The organism is Alteromonas sp. KUL17 (genome assembly GCF_006538305.1).
In the GTDB taxonomy this organism is placed as follows: Bacteria; Pseudomonadota; Gammaproteobacteria; order Enterobacterales; family Alteromonadaceae; genus Alteromonas; species Alteromonas macleodii.
In genome coordinates this window covers 1-21,217 of sequence record NZ_BJKJ01000040.1, presented here as the reverse complement: position 1 = coordinate 21,217, position 21,217 = coordinate 1, and the positions used below count along the sequence as shown (strand labels likewise).

Sequence of the window (21,217 nt, the reverse complement as noted above, 5' to 3'; positions counted from 1 at the left end):
ACTTGAAGCGTAAGCTAACCCAAGGTCAGCTTAAGTTCGCAAAGGCTAATTACTTAGCAGCTTTACGTGCTTTCGCTTCTTCAATTACTTTGTCAGCTACGTTCTGAGGACATGCTGAGTAGTGGCTGAATTCCATAGAGAACTGACCACGACCAGATGTAATAGTACGTAGGTGACCGATGTAACCAAACATCTCAGATAGAGGTACGTCAGCCTTGATACGAACGCCAGTAGCGCCAGCTTCTTGGTCTTTGATCATACCACGACGACGGTTAAGGTCACCGATTACGTCACCAACGTTGTCTTCTGGGCTGAATACGTCAACTTTCATCACAGGCTCAAGAATTTGAGGACCTGCTTTTGGCATTGACTGACGGAATGCACCTTTAGCTGCAATTTCGAACGCGATTGCTGATGAGTCAACTGCGTGGAAACCACCGTCGAATAGCTCAACTTCAACGTCTAGTACTGGGTAGCCCGCTAGAGGACCTACTTCCATCATACCTGCAAAACCTTTTTCGATTGCAGGGAAGAATTCTTTAGGAACGTTACCGCCCACAACAGTAGATGTGAACTTGAAGCCAGAATTAGTTTCGCCCGGACGGATGCGGTAATCAATCTTACCGAACTGACCAGAACCACCAGACTGCTTCTTGTGCGTGTAGCTGTCTTCAACTGCTTGTGTGATAGTTTCACGGTAAGCAACTTGAGGTTGACCAACTTCTAGCTCAACGCCGTAAGTACGCTTCAAGATGTCTACTTTGATATCTAGGTGAAGCTCACCCATACCTTTAAGGATGGTTTCGCCAGAATCTTCGTCAGTTTCAACTTGGAAAGATGGGTCTTCTGCTACTAGTTTACCGATAGCGATAGACATCTTTTCGTTAGCGCCTTTGTCTTTTGGCTTAACAGCAATCGAGATTACTGGCTCAGGGAAGATCATTGGCTCTAGTGTACATGGGTGCTTAGGATCACATAGTGTGTGACCAGTTTGAACGTTCTTCATACCAACAACAGCTAGGATGTCACCTGCTTGTGCTGAAGTAAGTTCAGTACGTTCATCAGCGTGCATCTCAACCATACGGCCGATACGCTCAGTTTTACCCGTTGCGCTGTTAAGAATAGTGTCGCCTTTGTTTAGCTTACCAGAGTAGATACGGATAAACGTAAGGGCACCGAAACGGTCGTCCATGATTTTGAACGCAAGTGCACGGAACGGCTCGTCAACAGATACTGTTGCAACTTCACCAGTAGGCTCACCCGTTTCTTCGTCAGTTAGATCTTGTGGATCAACTTCTGTTGGAGACGGAAGGAAGTCTACAACCGCGTCAAGAACTAGCTGAATACCTTTGTTCTTAAATGCAGAACCACAATATGTTGGGAAGAACGCTAGGTCACGAGTACCTTTACGGATACAACGCTTGATGTCTTCTAGAGACGGCTCTTCACCATCCATGTAAGCCATCATTAGGTCGTCATCTTGCTCAACAGCAGTTTCGATTAGTTGCTCACGGTACTCGTTAGCCTTATCAACCATATCTGCTGGGATATCTACAACTTCGTAGTTTTCAGGAAGACCTGAATCGTCCCAGATGTACGCTTTCATATCTAGAAGGTTAACAACACCTGTAAACTCGTCTTCGATACCGATTGGAAGCGTCATTACTAGTGGGTTAGCAGCAAGTACTTTCTTAACTTGGCCAACTACACGGTAAAAGTCTGCACCCATACGGTCTAGTTTGTTTACGAAGATTACACGCGCAACTTCTGATTCGTTAGCATAACGCCAGTTAGTTTCTGACTGAGGCTCAACACCGCCAGAACCACAGAATACACCGATACCGCCGTCTAGTACTTTAAGTGAACGATATACTTCAACTGTAAAGTCAACGTGTCCCGGAGTATCGATGATGTTCATGCGATGATCTTTCCAGAAACAGGTTGTTGCCGCTGACTGGATGGTAATACCACGCTCAGCTTCCTGCTCCATGAAGTCAGTTGTTGATTCACCATCGTGAACCTCACCAGTTTTATGGATTTTACCAGTAAGCTTCAAGATACGTTCTGTTGTGGTAGTTTTACCCGCGTCTACGTGGGCGAAAATACCAATGTTTCTGTAATGAGATAAGTCTGACATTAGTTCACTTTCATTGGTTCAGAGTAAAAAAACGGCCGGATTATAAAGGATTTCTATACCAGATTTACACCTTTTTTAGCATAAACCTTAAATTCGTTTGCTAAAATCCGCGCCACCATTAATTCTTTTCTTTAAGTATCAATAACTTATTAATTAATGACACTTTTTTGAAAAATAACAAAATCACACCTCATCTTTTGAAGTGCGAACAATTGTTACTGTAACTTCATCTCTGTCGTGGTAGAGATGCCTCACCTTCACCGCAAATGCATCTTCCAAGGCATTTAATCGGCCTCTTAGCAACGTCATGGCTTCAACTACAGTTTCATAACGTTGTTTCATAGGTAACTTTAAATTGAATATTGCGTGCGTTGCCCAGTGCTTAACTAACCAATCACCCATCAATTTAGCTACCCTATCGGGTTGCTCTATCATATCACATACCAGCAAATCTACACGACCAAATTGTGGTCGATAGGTAAACCCGTCTGCCGCGTGATGTTCAACCAACCCCGTGCTCATTAAACTATCGGCTACAAGTCCATTGTCGATAGCTTCAACATACATTCCGCGCTTCACCAGCTGATATGTCCAACCACCCGGGCATGCACCTAGGTCCACGGCACGTCCACCGCTTCGAAGTACCTTAGCCTGCTGTTTGTCGCTCAGCATATTCACTAAAGCATCTTCAAGTTTAAGCGTCGAGCGGCTCGGCGCATCACTTGGGAACTTTAACCGGCAAATACCCAAGTGATCGCTACTGGCATGACTGGGTAATGTATAGCCAATATGGCAAATCTCAAATGACTCAAAGAAAATATGTAGCTTTGGTTTACCTAAATTTTCCTTTGCGGTGAGCCATCCCGCTTTTCTTAGGGCTTGGCGAAGAGGAACAGTAAACTTTCGGCAGAACTTTGCGAGGGTTTTACCTTCTTCTGTATCTGGGTATTCGACGTCTATGGTGCCAAAAATTTGAAATGGTTTTTCTACCTCTTTTAGGGCTTCAAGCACTTGCCCTACCCTGTCCTCTTTCTCTATATCGTTTAGCGTGGCAAAAACAGCCACCAGTTGACGAGGGAAGATACTGTCGTGAACAGCAAACTGGGTAATGGTTTGCTCAAGCTGCGTGGCATCATATAAATGATAAAGTACAAAGCCACTGTTCTTCTTAGATACTGGGTAGCCATAACACTGGGCTTCACCGTAACGAGAGGTAAGCTCGTTAGCCGTATCGTTTTCATAACCAGGTCGGCAATAACCTAAAATACTGGTGTTAGACATTACCTGCCCCCGGCATGTGGTGAGTTTTGTTCTGCTCTTCTTTTTGTTGCTTATTTAAATCATGACCCTTTATCAGCCCAATTACTAACAACACCCAACCGATAATAAAGAACATGCCACCCAAAGGGGTTATCGGGCCAAACCATTTTATGCTGCTTATTCCTAGCGCGTATAAACTTCCACTAAACAACACAGTTCCGGTAACGAAACAAAACGCTACCCGATTAGCCCACGTCGATGAGATAACGCCTGACAGCGCAGGTAAAAGCAGCAAGGCTAATGCGTGATACATTTGATAACGCACGCCAATTTCAAACGTGTTGAGCTGCTGTGCAGTTAATACGCTTTTTAAACCATGTGCGCCAAACGCACCTAGCACGACAGAAAGGCCCGCTAGCAATGCGCCAATAATAAGATAAGGTTTAGCAACGGTGGCAAACCTAAGTTTTTCAGTTTTCATTAAATTAGTCTTTCGCTCTGATTTCTAATTAACCATTAATTATTTAAATGGGCTTCAATAAAAGAAGCGGTAAGCGTGGCAGCGGTAACAATATGTTCTTCCTGCGTTTTGCCACTTGCTTTGCGAGGCTTAAAACTGTGATCGCCGTCGTCTAAATAGGCGCATTCAATGTCTGTAGATAATACGCTGCGCTTTTTGTAATCCTCTACTTCGCTCTTTGTACCAAAGGTATCTCGTTCACCCTGAATAATAAGCAAAGGCTTAGACGCCGTTTGCAGATGTTCGGTTCGTGTTTTTTCTGGCTTACCAGGAGGGTGAAACGGATAGCCCAGCGCTATCGCGCCTTTTACATTGCTCACCGCTTCGTAAACCATGGTCGCCATACGCCCGCCCATCGACTTTCCACCGATGAACACAGGCAAGTTATGCAAGGCTTTGTTATCTTTGCTGCAGGTTTCAATCACCGCAGTAAAATGTGACATAAGTTTATCGGCTTTATCGGGAGGCCTACGCTTACCGGTAGCTTTTATGGTTTGCATATAGGGAAAGTTAAAAAGAACGGTTGATATACCTCTAGCAACAAGTTCCTTCGCAATGTCTTGCATGAACTCATGTTCCTTACCGGCACCGGCTCCATGGCCTAGTATCAAACACGCTAAGGGCTTATCGGCTTCATGCAATTCAGTGTCAAAACTAGGCTGTTCAGCAATGGTATTCAACTTAGTCATATTACAACAAGTCCTCTTGTTCAGCTTCGACCAGCGCTAAAATCCAGTCCCTAAATGCCGCAATCTTACCCAGTTCAGCCTGTGATTCCTCACACACGAGATAAAACGCATCGCGACTCTCCACTCGTTCTTCAAACGGCATAACTAGCCTTCCCGCTTCAATTTCCGGCCTTGCAAGTACCGTGTTACCCAACGCAATGCCTTGACCGAGTGCAGCGGCTTGCAAAACTAGCATGGAGTGACTGAAAACCGGTCCTTGGTTAACGTTTACGCCAACCACACCTACATGCTTCAACCAATTTTTCCATGCAGTACGGCTTAAGTCGTGAAGCAACACGTGGTGCCGTAAGTCAGACAGGCTGGATAAAGGTTTGGGGCCTTGAAAAAGCATTGGAGAGCAAAGCGGAGTTAGAAACTCTCGATGTAGCTGGTCGGCTTGAAGACCAGCCCAACGACCTTTACCGTAATATATTGCAACGTCTACATCGTCTTCTAAGAAGCCTTCATCGAAATCAACTGCCTTGATGCGTACGTCGATGTCTGGATGCGCCAAACTAAACTTATGAATACGGGGTACCAGCCATTGGCTCGCAAAGCTGGGCGGCATCGCTACCGTGATAGCACCTTTACTGCCCTTCGCAAGTAGCCTTTCTGTCGCATCTTGTAAGTTTTTGAAGATATCTTTTAGCTCAAGAAAATAAGCTTGACCTTCTTCGGTTAGAAGCAGGGTTCTATTTCTTCGAAGAAATAGCTTCATCGATAAGAAATCTTCAAGCGCTTTTATCTGGTGGCTAACGGCAGCTTGCGTAACAAACAGCTCATCGGCAGCCTTAGTAAAGCTCAAATGGCGAGCAGCCGCTTCAAACGATTTCAAGGCGTTGAGAGGGGGTAAACGTCGATGCATATATCGTTTTTAATCCAGTGTGACCGAAGCATGACAAATTCATTAGTTTTTCTAATGACAACCCATACTTTTACTCGTTTTATTTTCACTACCACTGACTATAATTTACCCGAAATTAAAAAAGAATATTTAATTTCAGCATTTTATGATGAACATTTGTTAAACATTTTAACATTCATCAACAATTATTTAATTATTTTTATTAGGTGTGAAAATGAAAAAATTACTTTTAGCTAGTGTTTCTGTAATGGCTTTTGTAAGCGCTGCTGCAAATGCTAACGCACAACCAGAAAAGATCAATCTACAATCGTTAATCAACACAGCAATGACCAGCGTAAAAATGGCCGAAGTACTGCCAGAAAACGATGCGCACATTGTTGTGAAAAAGCAGTCTAAAGCGATTTTAGCTGAAGAGACGCAAGTTCAGCTTCACAAGAACTTATTAGCAATGACAAAAGGTGAAGAGCGCGTAAACGTTTCTGAAACGGAATAAGCAACTCACACACCTGATACGCATGCCGGTGCTTGCACCGGCATACGCCATCAAATACTAGCTTAGGTATTACTTGTATCTAACGCGTCAAAACCTTTCACCAATTCATCTAGTGCTTTCATCTGCTGCAAGTAAGGCTCTAATTTTGCCAACGGCAGTGCGCAAGGCCCATCACATAGTGCTTCATCAGGGTTAGGATGCGCTTCTATAAATAGCCCTGCCAAACCTAATGCCATACCACTTCTGGCCAACTGTGCAGCTTGCGCTCTACGACCATCTGCAGACGTCGCACGGCCACCCGGCATTTGAAGTGCGTGAGTCGCATCAAATATTACTGGGGCATATTCTTTCATTGCGTCCATGCCAAGCATATCCACAACTAAATTGTTATATCCAAAGCAGCTACCACGCTCACAAAGAATAACCTTATCGTTCCCCGCTTCGCCTAGTTTTCCTATGATGTGACGCATTTCATGCGGTGCTAAGAATTGAGGCTTTTTCACATTGATAACGCTACCGGTTTTTGCCATTGCAACCACAAGGTCGGTTTGGCGCGCCAAGAAAGCAGGCAGTTGAATAACATCCACCACTTCAGCTACGGGAGCTGCTTGGTGCGGTTCGTGCACATCAGTGATAAGCGGAACGTTAAAGGTCGACTTAATTTCTTCAAAAATACGCAACCCTTCTTCCATGCCAGGCCCACGGTAAGAAGTCACAGATGAACGGTTCGCTTTATCAAACGAGGCTTTAAAAACGTACGGAATATTGAGCTTTTGCGTTACTTCAACATAGTGTTCTGCAATACGCATAGCGAGATCGCGAGACTCAAGTACGTTCATTCCACCGAACAGAACAAACGGCAAGTGGTTGGCAACGTCAACGTTACCTACATTAATAATCTGTTGAGATTCAGACATTATCTATTTCCAATTAAATCTTAAAAAAGAGGTTGTTTGGTTACAGCAACCATAGCCGTTGCCATAAGCACAACAAGCGCTGCTACGAAAAAGCTCCATTTGCCTAACGCTGTTTTGGCTTTTTTCAATGCAAACAATCCAAACACTATGTACAGCACCACGCCCACAACTTTAAATGTGAGCCATGCATTAACTAAAGGATATTGAGACAAAATAATGCATAGCCAAATTGCGCTGGCTAATAGCACGCTATCAATGATATGAGGGAAAATTTTAACCCATTTTTTGCTAAGTGCTGTAGCGTCGAATTGACTCCATATAAAGCGAAAGACAAAAAATAATATGCTCAAGCCAACGGCGGTCATGTGAAGGTGTTTAGCCATCATGTACATAATGTGTTCCTGTTCTTATTAGATAGTAAGGCTGCTTCTGGTTACTTTAACACAGGTGTTAATTGAGCCGATTTAGTTTTACAGCAATGCAAAACTCAACAGACTCAGAATACGAGTAGCAGACTCAAAAAAACAGGTGCATGTAGCACCTGCCTTGGTTTTAATTATGGCGCCTGTTTAGAGGCTGTTATTGTAACGTATTACAGTACGTAAATAACGGAGAAATAAATCATTATGCGTCAGGGAATTGAGCTTGAATTGCCATAAAGGCCGGAAGGTCATTTAGCATACACTGAACTAAATCAGGGTCGAAGTGCTTGCCACTTTCCTCTTTCAATACGGCTTCAACCTTATCAATTGTCCACGCTGGCTTATACGGCCTTGCGTTTAACAGTGCATCAAACACATCAACTAACGTGGCAATACGGCTTTTTATATCAATTTCTTCGCCTTTAAGCCCGTCTGGATATCCCTTTCCATCCCAGCGTTCGTGATGTTGCTTTGCTAACATTGCTGCAAGTTGGATAGTGGGCCGGCTTGAATCTCGCAAGATCTGGTAACCAAATTCAGCATGCTGACGTATTTTAAATACTTCCTCTTCGGTTAACGGCGTCGTTTTGTGCAAAATAGATTTAGGCACTATAGACGTCCCAATATCATGGAGTGGCACGGCAAGGCGTAATGCGTGGATGTCTTGCTCGTTCAGCCCAACCTTTTCTGCTAACAGTTGCGCCATTTCAACCATTCTTGTGAGATTATTTGATGCATTTGACTCATGCTCTAACGCTCGACCTAAACGCTCAATTATTTCTTTCTGCGTCGCTTCAACATCTACGGTTTTAAGTACGTTGTCAAAAGCAAGCTGAACACTGTCTGAAAAGCGTTTTACCAGATGACGATCACTTTCCCCTATTCGTCTCGGTAATCCTGACAAGTACAAGAGTGCGCCATTGTGGCTTTTACTGTTGCAATAAGCCACAACGTGATCTTCTGCATAAACAATTTGCTTATCGCGCATAGCTCTTGCGCACAGGGCATATTCTTGTGCGCTAATCGCGTCTTTTAAAGGCACCCCTTCCTTACTGGCGTACTCACCGTTGCCAGCAAAAACATATAGTTCGTCGTCACCCAGTTTGTTGTTGCTGGTATTAATAGTACGCGATGTAGTTGCCACCGCTGTAGTAATGTAGGCTGCATCCTTTGAACAGCCCAGAATAGACGCCAGCTGTTGAATGATGCCCTGCATGAACTTTTCGAGGGAACGGGAGGAAAATAAATCCACAGACGCATCTATAATTTTTTCAAGGCCGCGTCTATTTTCTTCGATAACGATAATATCTCGATATGAGCGGAGCGCTGCAATGATAACAGTAAAAAGTTTTTGCGCGGTCAGTTCGGTTTTCGACTTGTAGTCGTTGATGTCGTAATTAATGATGACATCTTTTTCAGGGGCTTGGCCAGGTTGTCCAGTACGCAAAATAATACGCGTGAAATGATTGTCTAATTCGTTACGAACATACTCCGCCACTTTAAGACCGGCGTCATCAGTCTCCATAACAACATCAAGTAACACAACGGCGATATCATCATGGGTTTTGAAAATGGCCTTCGCTTCCTCTCCGCTATAGGCACTAACAAACTCAAGGGTTTTGCCATTTAAACTAAAGTCATTTAGCGCCAGCTTGGTAACGGCGTGTACTTCGGGTTCATCATCAACAATGAGTACTTTCCAGCTACCCAGATCATCTACTTCATTTTCATCGTCATCTTCTGCGAAAAGAAAGTCATCATTCATCTGGTACGTCCTGTAGTGTAAGAGATTGTTTAACTTAGTGCTTTTTGAGGTCTTACAACCGCTTAATAGATACTAATGTAAAACAAAATATTAGCAAGTTTGCAATTAAATTTTGATAACTACAGAAAAGATAATTTCTTTGGAGGTTAAAACCTACTGCCACTGTCCTAGCGTTACACGGTCATTGTTGCCGTAATCTTTAACAGTTTTGACGTCTACAAATCCCGCATCTACGAGCAAAGCGTTAACCGCAACCCCTTGGTCAAAGCCGTGTTCGAATGCAAGTAAGGCACCTTTATTGAGATATTGCGGCGCGCTATTGATGATGTGTTTTATGTCGTCTAGGCCGTCAGTGCCCGAGGTTAATGCTGTTTTAGGTTCAAAACGCACGTCGCCCTCATTAAGGTATGGACTGGATTCTTCTATGTAAGGTGGGTTTGAAACAATAATGTCGAAGGTTTGACCTGCCAGCGCACTAAACCAGTCACTTTGCACAAAATGCGCATTGGCTATGCTATTAGCTTGAGCATTGCGGGTAGCAAGCTTCACCGCCCCCTCTTGGTAGTCTACGCCAGTAACGGATGCTTCTGGCAGTTCGCTCGCTAATGCCAACGCAATAGCGCCCGTACCGGTTCCCAAATCACAGATTGATAAGGGTGCAGAGGATTGTTGATTTGCCCAATTAAGCACGTGCTCAACCAATACTTCAGTATCCGGTCGTGGAATTAAGGTATCTGGCGAGGTAAACAGTGACAGGGTCCAGAAATCACGCTTGCCGATAATATACGCCACGGGCTCACCCCGTTTACGCTTGGCCACATCCGCTTCAAATTGCGCTTTCTGGGCGGCGTCCAAGGTTTTATCAGGCCATGTGAATAGATAAGTTTGTGACTTACCTAGAATGTTCGCCAACATGACTTTTGCCTCAACAGAGGGTGACTCCCCACCCTCTAGTTGTTCAGCAGCCCATGCTAAGGCGTTGTCTATGCGCATTGTTTTTCTATAAACAGTTTGTGTAACAAGACAGCGTTATTCGTCAGACAGAGAGGCCAGCAGATCGGCCTGATGTTCTTGCAAAATTGGGTCGATAAGCTGCTTAAGGTCACCTTCCACCACTTCGTCTAAACGATAAATAGTCAGGTTGATACGGTGGTCGGTTACACGTCCCTGCGGGAAGTTATAAGTACGAATTCGCTCGGAGCGGTCGCCGCTACCGACTAGGCTCTTACGAGTAGAAGCCTCTTCTGCTGCTCGCTTCTCTTCTTCAATCTGATTTAAGCGCGCTTGAAGTACCGACATCGCTTTCGCACGGTTTTTGTGCTGTGAACGCTCGTCCTGACATTCCACTACCAAGCCTGTTGGCAAGTGGGTAATACGAATCGCCGAGTCGGTTTTGTTAACGTGCTGACCACCCGCACCTGATGCACGGAAGGTATCGATGCGAAGCTCTGCAGGGTTAATTTCAATTGCCTGCGACTCTGGAATTTCAGGTAATACCGCCACAGTACATGCCGAGGTATGGATACGGCCTTGTGATTCGGTTTCTGGTACACGCTGTACGCGGTGACCGCCCGACTCGAATTTCAATACGCCGTACACGCCATCGCCGCTAACATTCGCAATGACTTCTTTATAACCGCCATGCTCGCCTTCATTGGCGTTAACCAACTCTACACGCCAGCCACGACTTTCGGCATAACGGCTGTACATGCGGAACAAGTCACCTGCGAATATTGCCGCTTCGTCACCACCCGCACCAGCGCGAATTTCCAAGAAACAGTTGTTATCATCGTTAGGGTCTTTTGGCAGGAGTAGCACCTGAAGTTCAGTTTCAAGGCGTTCAATTTCCGCCTTGGCATCTTTCATCTCTTCCTGTGCCATCTCGCGCATTTCGGCGTCGTCTTCATTCAGCATTTCCTGCGCTGAAGCCAAGTTTTCTTGTGCTTGCTGATAAGCATTAAAGCCTGCCACTACATCTTCTAGCTGACTGAACTCTTTTGACAAGTTGCGAAACTTATCCTGATCGCCGATAACTCCAGGGTCGCCTAACAACGCCTGAACTTCTTCGAAACGCTCGACTAAGTGTTCGAGTTTCCTAACTACCGACTCTTTCATATGCTTCTTATTACCTTATTTATTATCGTCTGACGAAAAGTCAGATAAATCTAATGCCTGTCCCATCCATCGGCTCAATGCCGGGTCATCGTGCATGGCAGCCTCGCGTAACGCTAAGGTTGTTGGGTGCAATAGCGTATTGGTTAATTTATACGCCATTTCTTCTAATACCGTTTCGGCATTTTTACCTTCCGCTAATTGCGCTTTGGCTTTTTCCACAATATCGTCACGCTGTGCCATGCCTTTTTGGCGATACTGTCTTACTAAATCTATCGATTGCTGCGACTGCTTCCACGTCATATAGTCGCCAGCTTGTTTGTCGATGAGCTTTTCGGCTTCTTTTGCTGCTTGCTCGCGGTTTTCTAAATTCTTCTGAACAATATGCTGCAGGTCATCAACAGTATAAAGATAGGCATCGCCCAGCTCGTTAACCTCTGACTCAATATCTCGTGGTACCGCCAAGTCCACCAAAAACATCGGCATATTTTTGCGCTGTTTAAGGGCTTTCTCCACCATCCCCTTGCCAATTAAGGGCAGTTGGCTAGCGGTAGAGCTTATCACGATATCAAAGTCTTTTAAGTGCTCTGGCACTTGCGATAAGGTAAACACACTCGCATCTAGTGTTTCGGCTAAGGCTTCTGCTCGCGCTACGGTTCTGTTCGCCACTGCCAAACAGCTCACGCCCTGCTCTTTCAAATGCTGAGCCACAAGTTCAATGGTTTCGCCAGCTCCCACTAATAACACTGAACGTTTTGGTAGTTCAGCGAATATATGCTTGGCCAACTGAACGGCTGCATATGCCACGCTTACCGCGTTTGCACCTATATCTGTTTCACTGCGAACTCGCTTCGCCACCGAAAACGTATGTTGAAACAGCTTATCAAATTCGCTGCTCACCATACCTGAGTGTTTTGCATCACCAAACGCCTGCTTCACCTGACCTAAGATTTGAGGTTCTCCCAAAATCAGTGAATCAAGTCCGCTGGCTACACGCATAATGTGCTTTACCGCTTCATCCTGCGCGAGCACATAGCTGTTATTGGCAATCTCTTCTACATCCAAGTGATGGAAGTCACTTAACCATTGTAGAAGCTTTTGGCCGGTGTCGTCTTGAGTATTAACGTATAGCTCAGTGCGGTTACAGGTCGATACAATGACAGACTCATCTACGCCTTCCAGCTTTTTTAAACTCGCAAGCGCTTCCACCAGAGAATCTGGTGTAAAGGCCACTTTTTCGCGAAGTGCTACTGGTGCTGTTTTGTGGTTAATACCGAGGGCGAGTAAAGTCATTAAAATCTGTGCTGGCAACGTCGGAGCGGCATTGTACGAAAAACCCAAAATGATTGAAAGTGTTGGTGAAACTGTGTTCCCATAATGTCACAATTAAATGTGTTTTATTTTTATACAGGTAACGCGCCTTAATGATTCGCTTTATTTCCCTACTGTTGTTTCTCTGCTTCGTACTGAGCGCATGCACAACCGCTCCCAAAGGCCCAGAAAACGCGGTAAACCTCACGGCCCAACTTGAAAAAGTTGCTGAAGTACATCAGTGGCAAATGCGCGGAAAAATTGCATTTCGCCAAGGAAAGGAAGCGGCCAGCCTTAATTTAGTCTGGAAAAACGATTCCGGTGATTTTGATTTTCGATTAACCAATTTTCTAGGGGTAAGTCTGGTTAATCTTAACGTTACCCAGCAGCAGTCGGTATTAGAGGCTGACGGTGAAACGTATGTAGATGCTTTACCAGAACCACTTATTTACCAGATTACGGGAATGGTCATTCCGGTGGAATCACTGTTGTCTTGGGTAAAAGGACTACCGCTGGACGGTGATAAATTCACCCTAACTGAAAAAGGATTGGTTAATACCCTTGAAAGCTATTGCCGAGGTTGCCGCAATTGGCAAGTTGCTTATGGTAATTACGGTAGTGTTGAACTAGACGATGGCACATCTGTATGGTTGCCTCACAGCATAACGCTTACCCAGAATGAAACGCCGGACATGCCTAATACTCAGCTTAAAATTAAAATTTATCAGTGGACTCTGTAGTGAACTCATCTGTTTCAGAACATAAAGATTGGTGGCCTTCCCCCGCTAAACTGAATCTTTTCTTGCATATACTTGGCCGCTACGACAACGGCTATCACCAGCTTCAAAGTCTGTTTCAAATGCTGGATTACGGCGATGCACTCGCCTTTGACATAAGTACAGACGACACAACCATACGCATGGAAACTCCACTGGATGGGGTTCCAGACGATGACAATTTAATTGTAAAAGCAGCGCGACTGCTGGCAACAAAAACAAAATGTAATAAAGGTGCCGTTATTTCGTTAGACAAGCGCCTTCCTATGGGGGGCGGCATTGGCGGGGGATCATCGAATGCAGCAACCACGTTAGTGGCGCTTAATCACCTATGGAACACAGAGCTAAGTGAAGATGAACTGGCTGAGCTCGGGCTAGCTTTAGGCGCTGACGTACCTATTTTTGTGCGAGGTCTAACAGCGTTTGCAGGAGGCGTTGGAGAAGACATAACCCCAGCTCCCCAAAAAGAACAGTATTTTCTTGTAGCGAACCCAAATGTTCATGTTAGCACAGCCGAAGTGTTCACCTCGCCGGATTTGCCCAGAAATACACCTGCGATACGTTGGGAAGACTATAAATTTGAAAAAACTTGGAATGATTGTCAGCAATTAGTCGCGAATCGCTATCCTGAAGTTGCAAAATTATTACAGTGGTTGGTACACTACGCACCGTCGCGAATGACGGGCACAGGTGCATGCGTGTTTGCCACTTTTTCTGACTACACTTTAGCCGAACAAGTTAGGGCTCAAATGCCTGAAGCTTGGCAGAGTTTTGTCGCAAAAGGTGTGAATCGCTCACCACTATTAGACAAATTAGAACAACAAAGATAGCGTGTACGCCACATCGGACAAGAACTTAAAAATTGGGGTATAGCCAAGTTGGTAAGGCAGCGGGTTTTGATCCCGCCATTCGTAGGTTCGAGTCCTGCTACCCCAGCCAAACCTCTTTTATCAACGCACTGAGGAACCACTTGTGCCAGATATGAAGCTCTTTGCAGGTAATGCCGTACCAGAACTTGCCCAGAAAGTTGCCGATCGCCTCTACACCAAACTTGGAAATGCCAAAGTTGGCCGTTTCAGTGACGGTGAAATCAGCGTAGAAATTCATGAAAACGTCCGTGGCTCGGACGTTTTTATTATCCAGTCTACGTGTGCGCCTACTAACGATAACCTTATGGAACTTATTGTGATGATCGACGCACTACGTCGCGCATCAGCTGGTCGTATTACAGCAGTAATTCCTTACTTTGGTTATGCACGCCAAGACCGTCGTGTTCGTTCAGCTAGGGTGCCAATTACTGCGAAAGTAGTGGCTGACTTCCTGTCTAACGTTGGTGTTGACCGCGTACTTACTATCGACCTACACGCCGAACAGATTCAAGGTTTCTTTGATGTTCCGGTGGATAACGCATTCGGTACTCCTATCCTTCTTGCTGACATGGTAAGACGTGATTTTGCCGACCCTGTAGTCGTTTCTCCTGACATTGGCGGTGTTGTACGTGCACGTGCTACTGCGAAACTACTTAACGACACCGACCTTGCCATTATCGATAAGCGTCGCCCTAAAGCGAACGTGGCTCAGGTAATGAACATTATTGGTGACGTAAAAGACAGAGACTGCATCATTGTCGATGACATGATTGATACAGGCGGTACGCTTGCAAAAGCAGCCGAAGCACTTAAAGCACATGGCGCGCGCCGTGTTTATGCTTACGCGACTCACGCTATCTTTTCAGGCAACGCTGCAAACAATCTTAAAGAGTCTGTTATTGACGAAATTATCGTTACCGACTCTATCCCATTAAGTGCAGAGATGAAGCAAATTGGAAAAGTAAAACAGCTTACTTTATCTGAGATGCTTGCAGAAACTATTCGTCGTATCAGCAACGAAGAGTCTATTTCAGCAATGTTTGAATACTAAAATTTAAATATTGTTACTCCTACCAAAGAGCTGGCCCATGTAAGTGGCGCCGGCTCTTTTTTTACCTTTCTTTTTTCTTTGAAAGCGAACATCACCTTAAAAATAAGAACAGTACATCAAGCCAAACACATTCCGTTTACGCCTTAAATATACTTTATTGCCGTTTTCCGACTCGTTAATGTGACTTTCTTTTCATCAATTTTAGGTTTAACGTTAAGAATTGTTGTGCGTTAAAACTAATATTAAGGACATAAAATGAAAACAAAAACACTATGCCTTGTTGCAGTAATTGCTGCCCTTTTAAATACAGCGGGCTGCTCTGGAGATGACGACTCAGTGAAACAAGCAGATCTTGAGAAACAAGGAACTGAAATGAAAGACAAATCTTCCACAGTTCAAGCTAACGATAAGGCGTCTATGCCCAAGGAACTGGTAGCCGAACCAGTTACTCAGGCTGAAGCCGTAGAAGATAATGCAAAAGGTGAAGTCACCATGAAGGGCAGTATTATTTATAAAGATCTCGAAGGCGGTTTTTATGCTTTTATTGCTGAAAACGGCGATCGCTATACGCTACATGGTTTAGATGAAACTTATCAAAAGAACGGCCTTGTTGTGGAAGTTAAAGGTACGCCTAAACCTGATATGATGACCTTTACGCAATTCGGTACGGTACTTCAAGTATCAAGCGTTAAAGTACTCGATACCAGTAAAGTCATTGATAACCTGCAAACACAATGATCGCGAATATAGCTTTGCGTGTAGCAAATTACTCATAAAGGTAATTAAGCTAGCGATTTAGCAATTATAGAATTTTTGCGTACGCGTGAATGTTGCACTGCAACACTTAAAAGGACGGTTATTGATGATAAATGCATATGCCGCTAAAGAAGCGGGTGGAAAACTGGAAAAGTTTCAATACGACCCCGGTAAGCTTGGCTCACATGACGTTGAAATAGACGTTGAAAGCTGTGGTATCTGCCACAGCGACCTAAGCATGCTCGATAATGAATGGGGCATGACAGAATATCCCTTTGTGCCTGGTCACGAGGTTGTCGGCACAATTAGCCAAATAGGTGAACATGTAACGTCACTTAAGGTGGGACAGCGTGTCGGTTTAGGCTGGCATTCAGGCTACTGTAATAGTTGTAGAACCTGCGAAGAAGGCGATCATAACCTGTGTGCCGATGCTACGATGACCATAGGTGGTCGTCACGGTGGATTTGCAGATAAAGTGCGCGCCCAAGCACGTGCCGTTATTCCCCTTCCCGATGCTATCGATAGCACAAAGGCAGGCCCTCTTTTTTGCGGAGGTATTACCGTCTTCAACCCATTAGTCCAGTTTGGTGTTAGCCCAGCGAGTGAAGTGGGTGTAGTTGGTATTGGCGGCCTGGGTCATCTTGCCCTGCAATTTTTAAATGCGTGGGGATGTAAGGTAGTTGCGTTCACTTCAAGCGAATCTAAAAAGAAGGAAGCGCTAGAGCTAGGTGCATCAGATACAATTAATAGCCGTGATGAATACGAAATTAAAAAAGCGCGCGGTCGGTTTGACTTAATTATTTCAACCGTAAATGTAAAGCTTGACTGGAACTTGTACCTATCTACATTGGCACCGAAAGGCCGCCTTCACTTTGTAGGCGCCACCCTTGAACCTCTAGATATTGGTGCGTTTAACTTAATTGGTGGTCAGAAAAGTGTGTCAGGTTCGCCAGTGGGAAGCCCAGCGACCATTAAAACCATGTTAGATTTCGCTGCACACCACAATATTGAACCTGTGACCGAAACGTTCAAGTTTGAAGACGTGAATGACGCAATTGCGCGACTAAGAGACGGTAAAGCCCATTACAGAGTGGTGCTGACGAAGTAAACGCTTGTGTAAAAAGTTGCTATGTTCCTAAGGCCTGTTGATCTTATTGAGCCTTTGGAAAGAGACAATTAGCGGTCAAGTTAGTCTTAACAAAATGCTTTTTTCTATAAATATGATAGAAGCGCGCCAAGGTGCGCTTCTTTTATTGTGAGTAACGCAAATACTTACATTTGCTTAGCTGGATATTTTATCTGCCTTTGTAATTGTATGTTTTGGTAGGTGGTGTTAGAATTCGCCGCCCTTGAATTTTGGGCTGGTGTTTTATTGCGCATAGAAAATTACTTTTTAACGTAATTCACATCATTTTACCGTGGGTTTTGGTCGCAAAAATCCACATTATTAGACTTATATTTTTGGAGACAGACAATGTCTGAAGCAAATTTCAAACTAGACGCTTCTGTTCGTACAGACCTAGGGAAAGGTGCGAGCCGCCGCCTACGTCGCGAAGATAAGCTTCCTGGTATCATCTACGGTGGTGAAGAAGCACCAGTTTCTATCACACTAGATCATAACAAAGTAAACAACTCTGCTGACTTTGAAGCGTTTTATTCTCACGTTCTTGAGATTAACCTTGACGGTAAAGTTGTTGAAGTTCTAGTTAAAGATATGCAACGTCACCCGTTCAAGCCAAAGATCACACACATTGACTTCCAACGTGTAATCGCTGGTCAAGACGTTCACACTAACGTACCACTTCACTTCGTAAATGAAGAGAAATCTGCTGCTGTTAAAGCTGGCGGTATTGCTGAGCACCACGTAACTGAAATCGAAGTTACTTGTCTACCTAAGAACCTTCCTGAGTTCATCGAAGTAGACATGGCTGGTGTTGAAATGGGTCAAACGCTACACCTTTCTGACCTAACTCTTCCAGCTGGCGTTTCTTCAGTAGAACTTGCGAAGAACGACGAAGCTCACGACCTAGCGGTTGTAACTGTTAAGCCTGCTCCTAAAGCGGCTGACGCAGAAGAAGACGGCGAAGAAGCAGCTTCTGAGGAATAATCCTCTTGGCTGATATCCGCCTTATCGTGGGTCTGGGTAATCCAGGCCCCGAATATGAAAATACCCGACACAATGCCGGTGAATGGTTTCTCAACCAACTAGCCGACACCTACAACGCCCCGCTAAAACCAGAAACCAAATTCTTCGGTAAAACTGCTCGCATTACCATTGCAGGCAAAGATATCCGTTTGCTCTACCCCACTACCTTTATGAATAAAAGTGGACAAGCCGTAGCAGCACTGGCTAACTTTTACCGCATAGAACCAGAACAAATATTAGTAGCGTTTGACGAGTTAGATTTACCCCCAGGTGTTGCAAAATACAAAGTGGGCGGAAGCTCTAGTCAAAATGGCGTGCGTGACATTGTGGCTAAAATGGGTAACAACAAGAATTTTTTGCGTTTGCGCATAGGTATTGGTCATCCAGGTCATAAAAGCCGCGTTACCGGCCATGTTCTTGGAAAACCACCAGCAGAAGAAAAAGCAGCCATTGAAAGTGCCATCGATGAAGCGGTACGCTGTACAGAAATTTTGCTGAAAGAAGACCTTAAGCAAGCACAAAACAGGTTACACTCGCACAAAGGGTAAACCTAGCCAGTTATCACTTTTCCAAACTAAGGATCCATACCATGGGTTTTAAATGCGGTATTGTTGGCCTACCAAACGTAGGTAAATCAACACTTTTCAATGCATTAACTAAAGCAGGTATTGAAGCGGCAAACTTCCCGTTTTGTACTATCGAGCCAAACACAGGTGTTGTTCCTGTGCCAGATCTTCGTTTGGACAAGTTGGCTGAAATCGTAAAACCTCAGCGCGTTATTCCTACTACCATGGAATTCGTAGATATTGCTGGCTTGGTTGAAGGTGCTTCTAAAGGTGAAGGTTTAGGAAACAAATTCCTTGCTAACATCCGTGAGACTGACGCTATTGGTCACGTAGTACGCTGTTTTGATGATGAGAACATTGTTCACGTTGCAGGTCGCGTTAGCCCTAAAGACGATATCGATGTTATCAACACCGAACTTGCACTTGCCGACTTAGAAACAACAGAAAAAGCACTTCACCGTGTTGCTAAGCGCGCAAAAGGTGGCGATGCTGATGCCAAGTACGAAATGAAAGTGCTTGAGAAGATTAAGCCGCACCTAGACGAAGGCTTGTTACTACGTTCACTTGAGCTGACTAAAGAAGAGCTTGCGGCAATCAGCTACATGAACATGCTTACCCTTAAGCCAACCATGTACATTGCAAACGTGAATGAAGACGGTTTTGAAAACAACCCGTATCTTGATCAGGTTAAAGAAATTGCAGCAGGCGAAAATGCCACTGTAGTTGCAGTGTGTGCGGCAATCGAGTCTGATATTGCTGAGCTTGAAGACGACGAACGCGAAGAGTTTATGCAAGACATGGGTCTAGAAGAGCCAGGTCTTAACCGCGTAATTCGTGCGGGTTACAGTCTTCTTACACTACAAACCTATTTTACTGCAGGCGTAAAAGAAGTACGTGCGTGGACCTTCCCTGAAGGCTCAACTGCACCACAAGCGGCAGGTAAAATTCACACCGACTTCGAAAAAGGATTTATTCGCGCTGAAATCGTAGGCTACGAGCACTTCGTTGAGTTCAATGGCGAGCAAGGTGCGAAAGACGCAGGCAAATGGCGTTTAGAAGGTAAAGACTATATTGTTAAAGACGGTGACGTTATTCACTTCCGCTTTAACGTGTAATTTCTATTGTAGAAATTAGCACTGTTTACTAAAGCCACCGTAAGGTGGCTTTTTTGTTTCTAGCGAATAATTGTGAAGCGCACATAGGCCTGATATAACTAGTAAAAAACTAACGGCTTTTGTAATGACTATTAATCAGCCTTGCGCTTCGCACCCTTTAACTTGCAGCAAATCACAGCACGCCAAACGGTTTTCTGTATTAAGAACCTCAATTAAAGCGTTGTGCTTGTTAAGCCTGGCTAATTTTTCTTTTGCCAGTGACCCCCAAACTAACCCTGTGAATTCACAAATCAATAGCGACGCTGTTGAAAAGACACCAGCAATAGCGAGTAACACCGCCAGTTGGTATCAAGTACGTCACAGTAATACTGTGACGTTTAAAACAGCGTATGGTGATGTGGTTATTGCGCTTCACCCTGCCCTTGCGCCGAAACATGTGGCCAGGTTTAAAAAGTTTAATAGACGCAGGCTTTTTATAACGAACAAGCATTTTATCGTGTAGTAGACGGGTTTGTGGCACAAGCAGGGGGGAGTAACGATACTCACGATGCCTCAAAATTTCCGCCGACACTGCTTAAGCCAATCAACGCTGAATTTACCCAACCGCTCAATAGCAATGTGAACGTAGTTGAGAGCAAAGATATGTTTGCGCCTAACACCGGCTTTTTAGATGGCTTTCCAGTAGGCATTGATCAAAGCCGTAAAGAAATGTGGGGACTTCACTGCCCAGGTGTTGTGGCTTTTGCTCGCAATAGCGAGAAAGATACGGCCAGTACGGAGTTTTATATTGTGATTGGGCAAGCACCTCGACACTTAGACAGAAATATGTCGGTAGTTGGTCGCGTACTGCAAGGTATGGATGTGCTTCAAAAGTTGCCGCGAGGGAATTTGGACAGAGGTGGCGTTCTAGATGATATAACGCAAGAAAGCAAAATTAAGCAGGCTTTTGTGCATGCAAACAACGCTACACCTTATTTTCTGCAAACACCGCATCATGAAGAATATAAAAAACGGGCAAACACAGGAAGAAACTTAGATAACCCGTTTTTTCATGACAATACGTATGGCCCGCGCCCTATTGACGTATGTTATTACCAAACAAAAACCAGTAACAAAGCGTGGTAAATAGCTAGCTTATTTCGTGCAAGTTGTTCAATTTCACGGCTTTTTGCGCGTATTTCGCCCTAATGCGCACACTTAATGAGCATTTAAAAAAAGTTAGTAAAAAAGGGGTTGACGGTTGCCAGTCATATACGCATAATACGCGCCACTTCCTGAGAGGGAAGAGAATAGCAAGGCTACGTAGCTCAGTTGGTTAGAGCACATCACTCATAATGATGGGGTCGCAAGTTCGAATCTCGCCGTAGCCACCAATTCTCACTTATCTCTTTTAGGAAAGTCTAGCTGC

The 21,217-nt window shown here is 44.6% G+C and carries 22 protein-coding genes and 2 tRNA genes; 13 read left to right on the top strand and 11 right to left on the bottom strand.

Features of this window, described 5'->3' with window-relative positions; translation table 11 throughout:
* Nucleotides 1–49 precede the first annotated feature (49 nt).
* The 5 genes from fusA to KUL49_RS20235 form a co-directional block, all read right to left on the bottom strand.
* Nucleotides 50–2,137 carry an elongation factor G gene (fusA, locus tag KUL49_RS20255; protein WP_061485411.1) on the bottom strand — a complete coding sequence of 696 codons (2,088 nt, stop codon included), beginning with the start codon at nucleotides 2,135–2,137 and terminating at the stop codon, nucleotides 50–52.
* A gap of 183 nt (nucleotides 2,138–2,320) precedes the next feature.
* Nucleotides 2,321–3,418 carry a 23S rRNA (cytidine(2498)-2'-O)-methyltransferase RlmM gene (gene rlmM / locus KUL49_RS20250; protein WP_131138410.1) on the bottom strand — a complete coding sequence of 366 codons (1,098 nt, stop codon included), beginning with the start codon at nucleotides 3,416–3,418 and terminating at the stop codon, nucleotides 2,321–2,323.
* The gene (locus KUL49_RS20245; RefSeq protein WP_131138409.1) at nucleotides 3,411–3,878 is read right to left on the bottom strand and encodes a DUF423 domain-containing protein; all 468 of its coding nucleotides are present in this window, start codon (nucleotides 3,876–3,878) and stop codon (nucleotides 3,411–3,413) included. The genes rlmM and KUL49_RS20245 overlap by 8 nt, the downstream gene beginning before the upstream one ends.
* Before the next feature lie 35 nt (nucleotides 3,879–3,913).
* Complete coding sequence (locus tag KUL49_RS20240) at nucleotides 3,914–4,606, bottom strand: alpha/beta family hydrolase (protein ID WP_131138408.1); 693 nt, start codon at nucleotides 4,604–4,606, stop codon at nucleotides 3,914–3,916.
* 1 nt (nucleotide 4,607) lies between these two features.
* Nucleotides 4,608–5,510 (bottom strand): transcriptional regulator GcvA, encoded by a 903-nt coding sequence (locus KUL49_RS20235; protein WP_014949024.1) that lies wholly within the window; start codon nucleotides 5,508–5,510, stop codon nucleotides 4,608–4,610.
* 214 nt (nucleotides 5,511–5,724) lie between these two features.
* Between KUL49_RS20235 and KUL49_RS20230 the strand changes: the two genes are divergently transcribed.
* The gene (locus KUL49_RS20230; protein ID WP_131138407.1) at nucleotides 5,725–6,003 is read left to right on the top strand and encodes a hypothetical protein; all 279 of its coding nucleotides are present in this window, start codon (nucleotides 5,725–5,727) and stop codon (nucleotides 6,001–6,003) included.
* A 62-nt stretch (nucleotides 6,004–6,065) separates the two neighbouring features.
* Here the strand turns inward: KUL49_RS20230 and kdsA are convergent, their stop codons facing one another.
* From kdsA to hemA, 6 genes are all read right to left on the bottom strand, one after another.
* A complete protein-coding gene (gene kdsA / locus KUL49_RS20225; protein WP_014949022.1) occupies nucleotides 6,066–6,920 on the bottom strand; it encodes a 3-deoxy-8-phosphooctulonate synthase in 855 nt (284 codons plus the stop codon).
* A 20-nt stretch (nucleotides 6,921–6,940) separates the two neighbouring features.
* Nucleotides 6,941–7,306, bottom strand: a complete 366-nt coding sequence (locus tag KUL49_RS20220; RefSeq protein WP_242633920.1) for a SirB2 family protein — start codon at nucleotides 7,304–7,306, stop codon at nucleotides 6,941–6,943.
* A gap of 238 nt (nucleotides 7,307–7,544) precedes the next feature.
* Entirely contained in the window at nucleotides 7,545–9,107 is a 1,563-nt protein-coding gene (locus tag KUL49_RS20215) for a response regulator (protein WP_014949020.1), read from the bottom strand.
* A gap of 153 nt (nucleotides 9,108–9,260) precedes the next feature.
* On the bottom strand, nucleotides 9,261–10,100 hold the full coding sequence (prmC, locus tag KUL49_RS20210) for a peptide chain release factor N(5)-glutamine methyltransferase (protein WP_131138405.1): 840 nt from the start codon (nucleotides 10,098–10,100) through the stop codon (nucleotides 9,261–9,263).
* Nucleotides 10,101–10,136: 36 nt separating this feature from the next.
* On the bottom strand, nucleotides 10,137–11,222 hold the full coding sequence (gene prfA / locus KUL49_RS20205; RefSeq protein ID WP_014949018.1) for a peptide chain release factor 1: 1,086 nt from the start codon (nucleotides 11,220–11,222) through the stop codon (nucleotides 10,137–10,139).
* A gap of 15 nt (nucleotides 11,223–11,237) precedes the next feature.
* Complete coding sequence (gene hemA, locus KUL49_RS20200) at nucleotides 11,238–12,512, bottom strand: glutamyl-tRNA reductase (protein WP_014949017.1); 1,275 nt, start codon at nucleotides 12,510–12,512, stop codon at nucleotides 11,238–11,240.
* Nucleotides 12,513–12,643: 131 nt separating this feature from the next.
* Between hemA and lolB the strand changes: the two genes are divergently transcribed.
* The 12 genes from lolB to KUL49_RS20145 all read left to right on the top strand — a co-directional run bounded on the left by lolB (nucleotide 12,644) and on the right by KUL49_RS20145 (nucleotide 21,182).
* Nucleotides 12,644–13,270: a lipoprotein insertase outer membrane protein LolB gene (lolB, locus tag KUL49_RS20195; RefSeq protein WP_131138404.1), complete on the top strand. Its 627-nt coding sequence runs from the start codon at nucleotides 12,644–12,646 to the stop codon at nucleotides 13,268–13,270.
* A complete protein-coding gene (gene ispE / locus KUL49_RS20190) occupies nucleotides 13,270–14,136 on the top strand; it encodes a 4-(cytidine 5'-diphospho)-2-C-methyl-D-erythritol kinase (protein WP_131138403.1) in 867 nt (288 codons plus the stop codon). The genes lolB and ispE overlap by 1 nt, the downstream gene beginning before the upstream one ends.
* Before the next feature lie 33 nt (nucleotides 14,137–14,169).
* Nucleotides 14,170–14,245: transfer RNA gene (locus tag KUL49_RS20185), tRNA-Gln, on the top strand.
* A gap of 33 nt (nucleotides 14,246–14,278) precedes the next feature.
* The gene (locus KUL49_RS20180; protein ID WP_014949014.1) at nucleotides 14,279–15,226 is read left to right on the top strand and encodes a ribose-phosphate pyrophosphokinase; all 948 of its coding nucleotides are present in this window, start codon (nucleotides 14,279–14,281) and stop codon (nucleotides 15,224–15,226) included.
* Between the two features lie 255 nt (nucleotides 15,227–15,481).
* Complete coding sequence (locus KUL49_RS20175) at nucleotides 15,482–15,964, top strand: hypothetical protein (protein ID WP_061485392.1); 483 nt, start codon at nucleotides 15,482–15,484, stop codon at nucleotides 15,962–15,964.
* Nucleotides 15,965–16,088: 124 nt separating this feature from the next.
* Entirely contained in the window at nucleotides 16,089–17,090 is a 1,002-nt protein-coding gene (locus KUL49_RS20170) for an NAD(P)-dependent alcohol dehydrogenase (RefSeq protein ID WP_131138402.1), read from the top strand.
* A 366-nt stretch (nucleotides 17,091–17,456) separates the two neighbouring features.
* Entirely contained in the window at nucleotides 17,457–18,089 is a 633-nt protein-coding gene (locus tag KUL49_RS20165) for a 50S ribosomal protein L25/general stress protein Ctc (RefSeq protein ID WP_014976150.1), read from the top strand.
* A gap of 5 nt (nucleotides 18,090–18,094) precedes the next feature.
* Nucleotides 18,095–18,676, top strand: a complete 582-nt coding sequence (gene pth, locus KUL49_RS20160; protein ID WP_039225631.1) for an aminoacyl-tRNA hydrolase — start codon at nucleotides 18,095–18,097, stop codon at nucleotides 18,674–18,676.
* 41 nt (nucleotides 18,677–18,717) lie between these two features.
* Entirely contained in the window at nucleotides 18,718–19,809 is a 1,092-nt protein-coding gene (gene ychF / locus KUL49_RS20155) for a redox-regulated ATPase YchF (protein ID WP_075176301.1), read from the top strand.
* A gap of 124 nt (nucleotides 19,810–19,933) precedes the next feature.
* On the top strand, nucleotides 19,934–20,311 hold the full coding sequence (locus KUL49_RS21415; protein WP_242633919.1) for a peptidylprolyl isomerase: 378 nt from the start codon (nucleotides 19,934–19,936) through the stop codon (nucleotides 20,309–20,311).
* Between the two features lie 11 nt (nucleotides 20,312–20,322).
* A complete protein-coding gene (locus KUL49_RS21410) occupies nucleotides 20,323–20,934 on the top strand; it encodes a peptidylprolyl isomerase (protein ID WP_242633918.1) in 612 nt (203 codons plus the stop codon).
* A 171-nt stretch (nucleotides 20,935–21,105) separates the two neighbouring features.
* A tRNA-Met gene (locus KUL49_RS20145) sits at nucleotides 21,106–21,182 on the top strand.
* The last annotated feature ends 35 nt before the right edge of the window (nucleotides 21,183–21,217 follow it).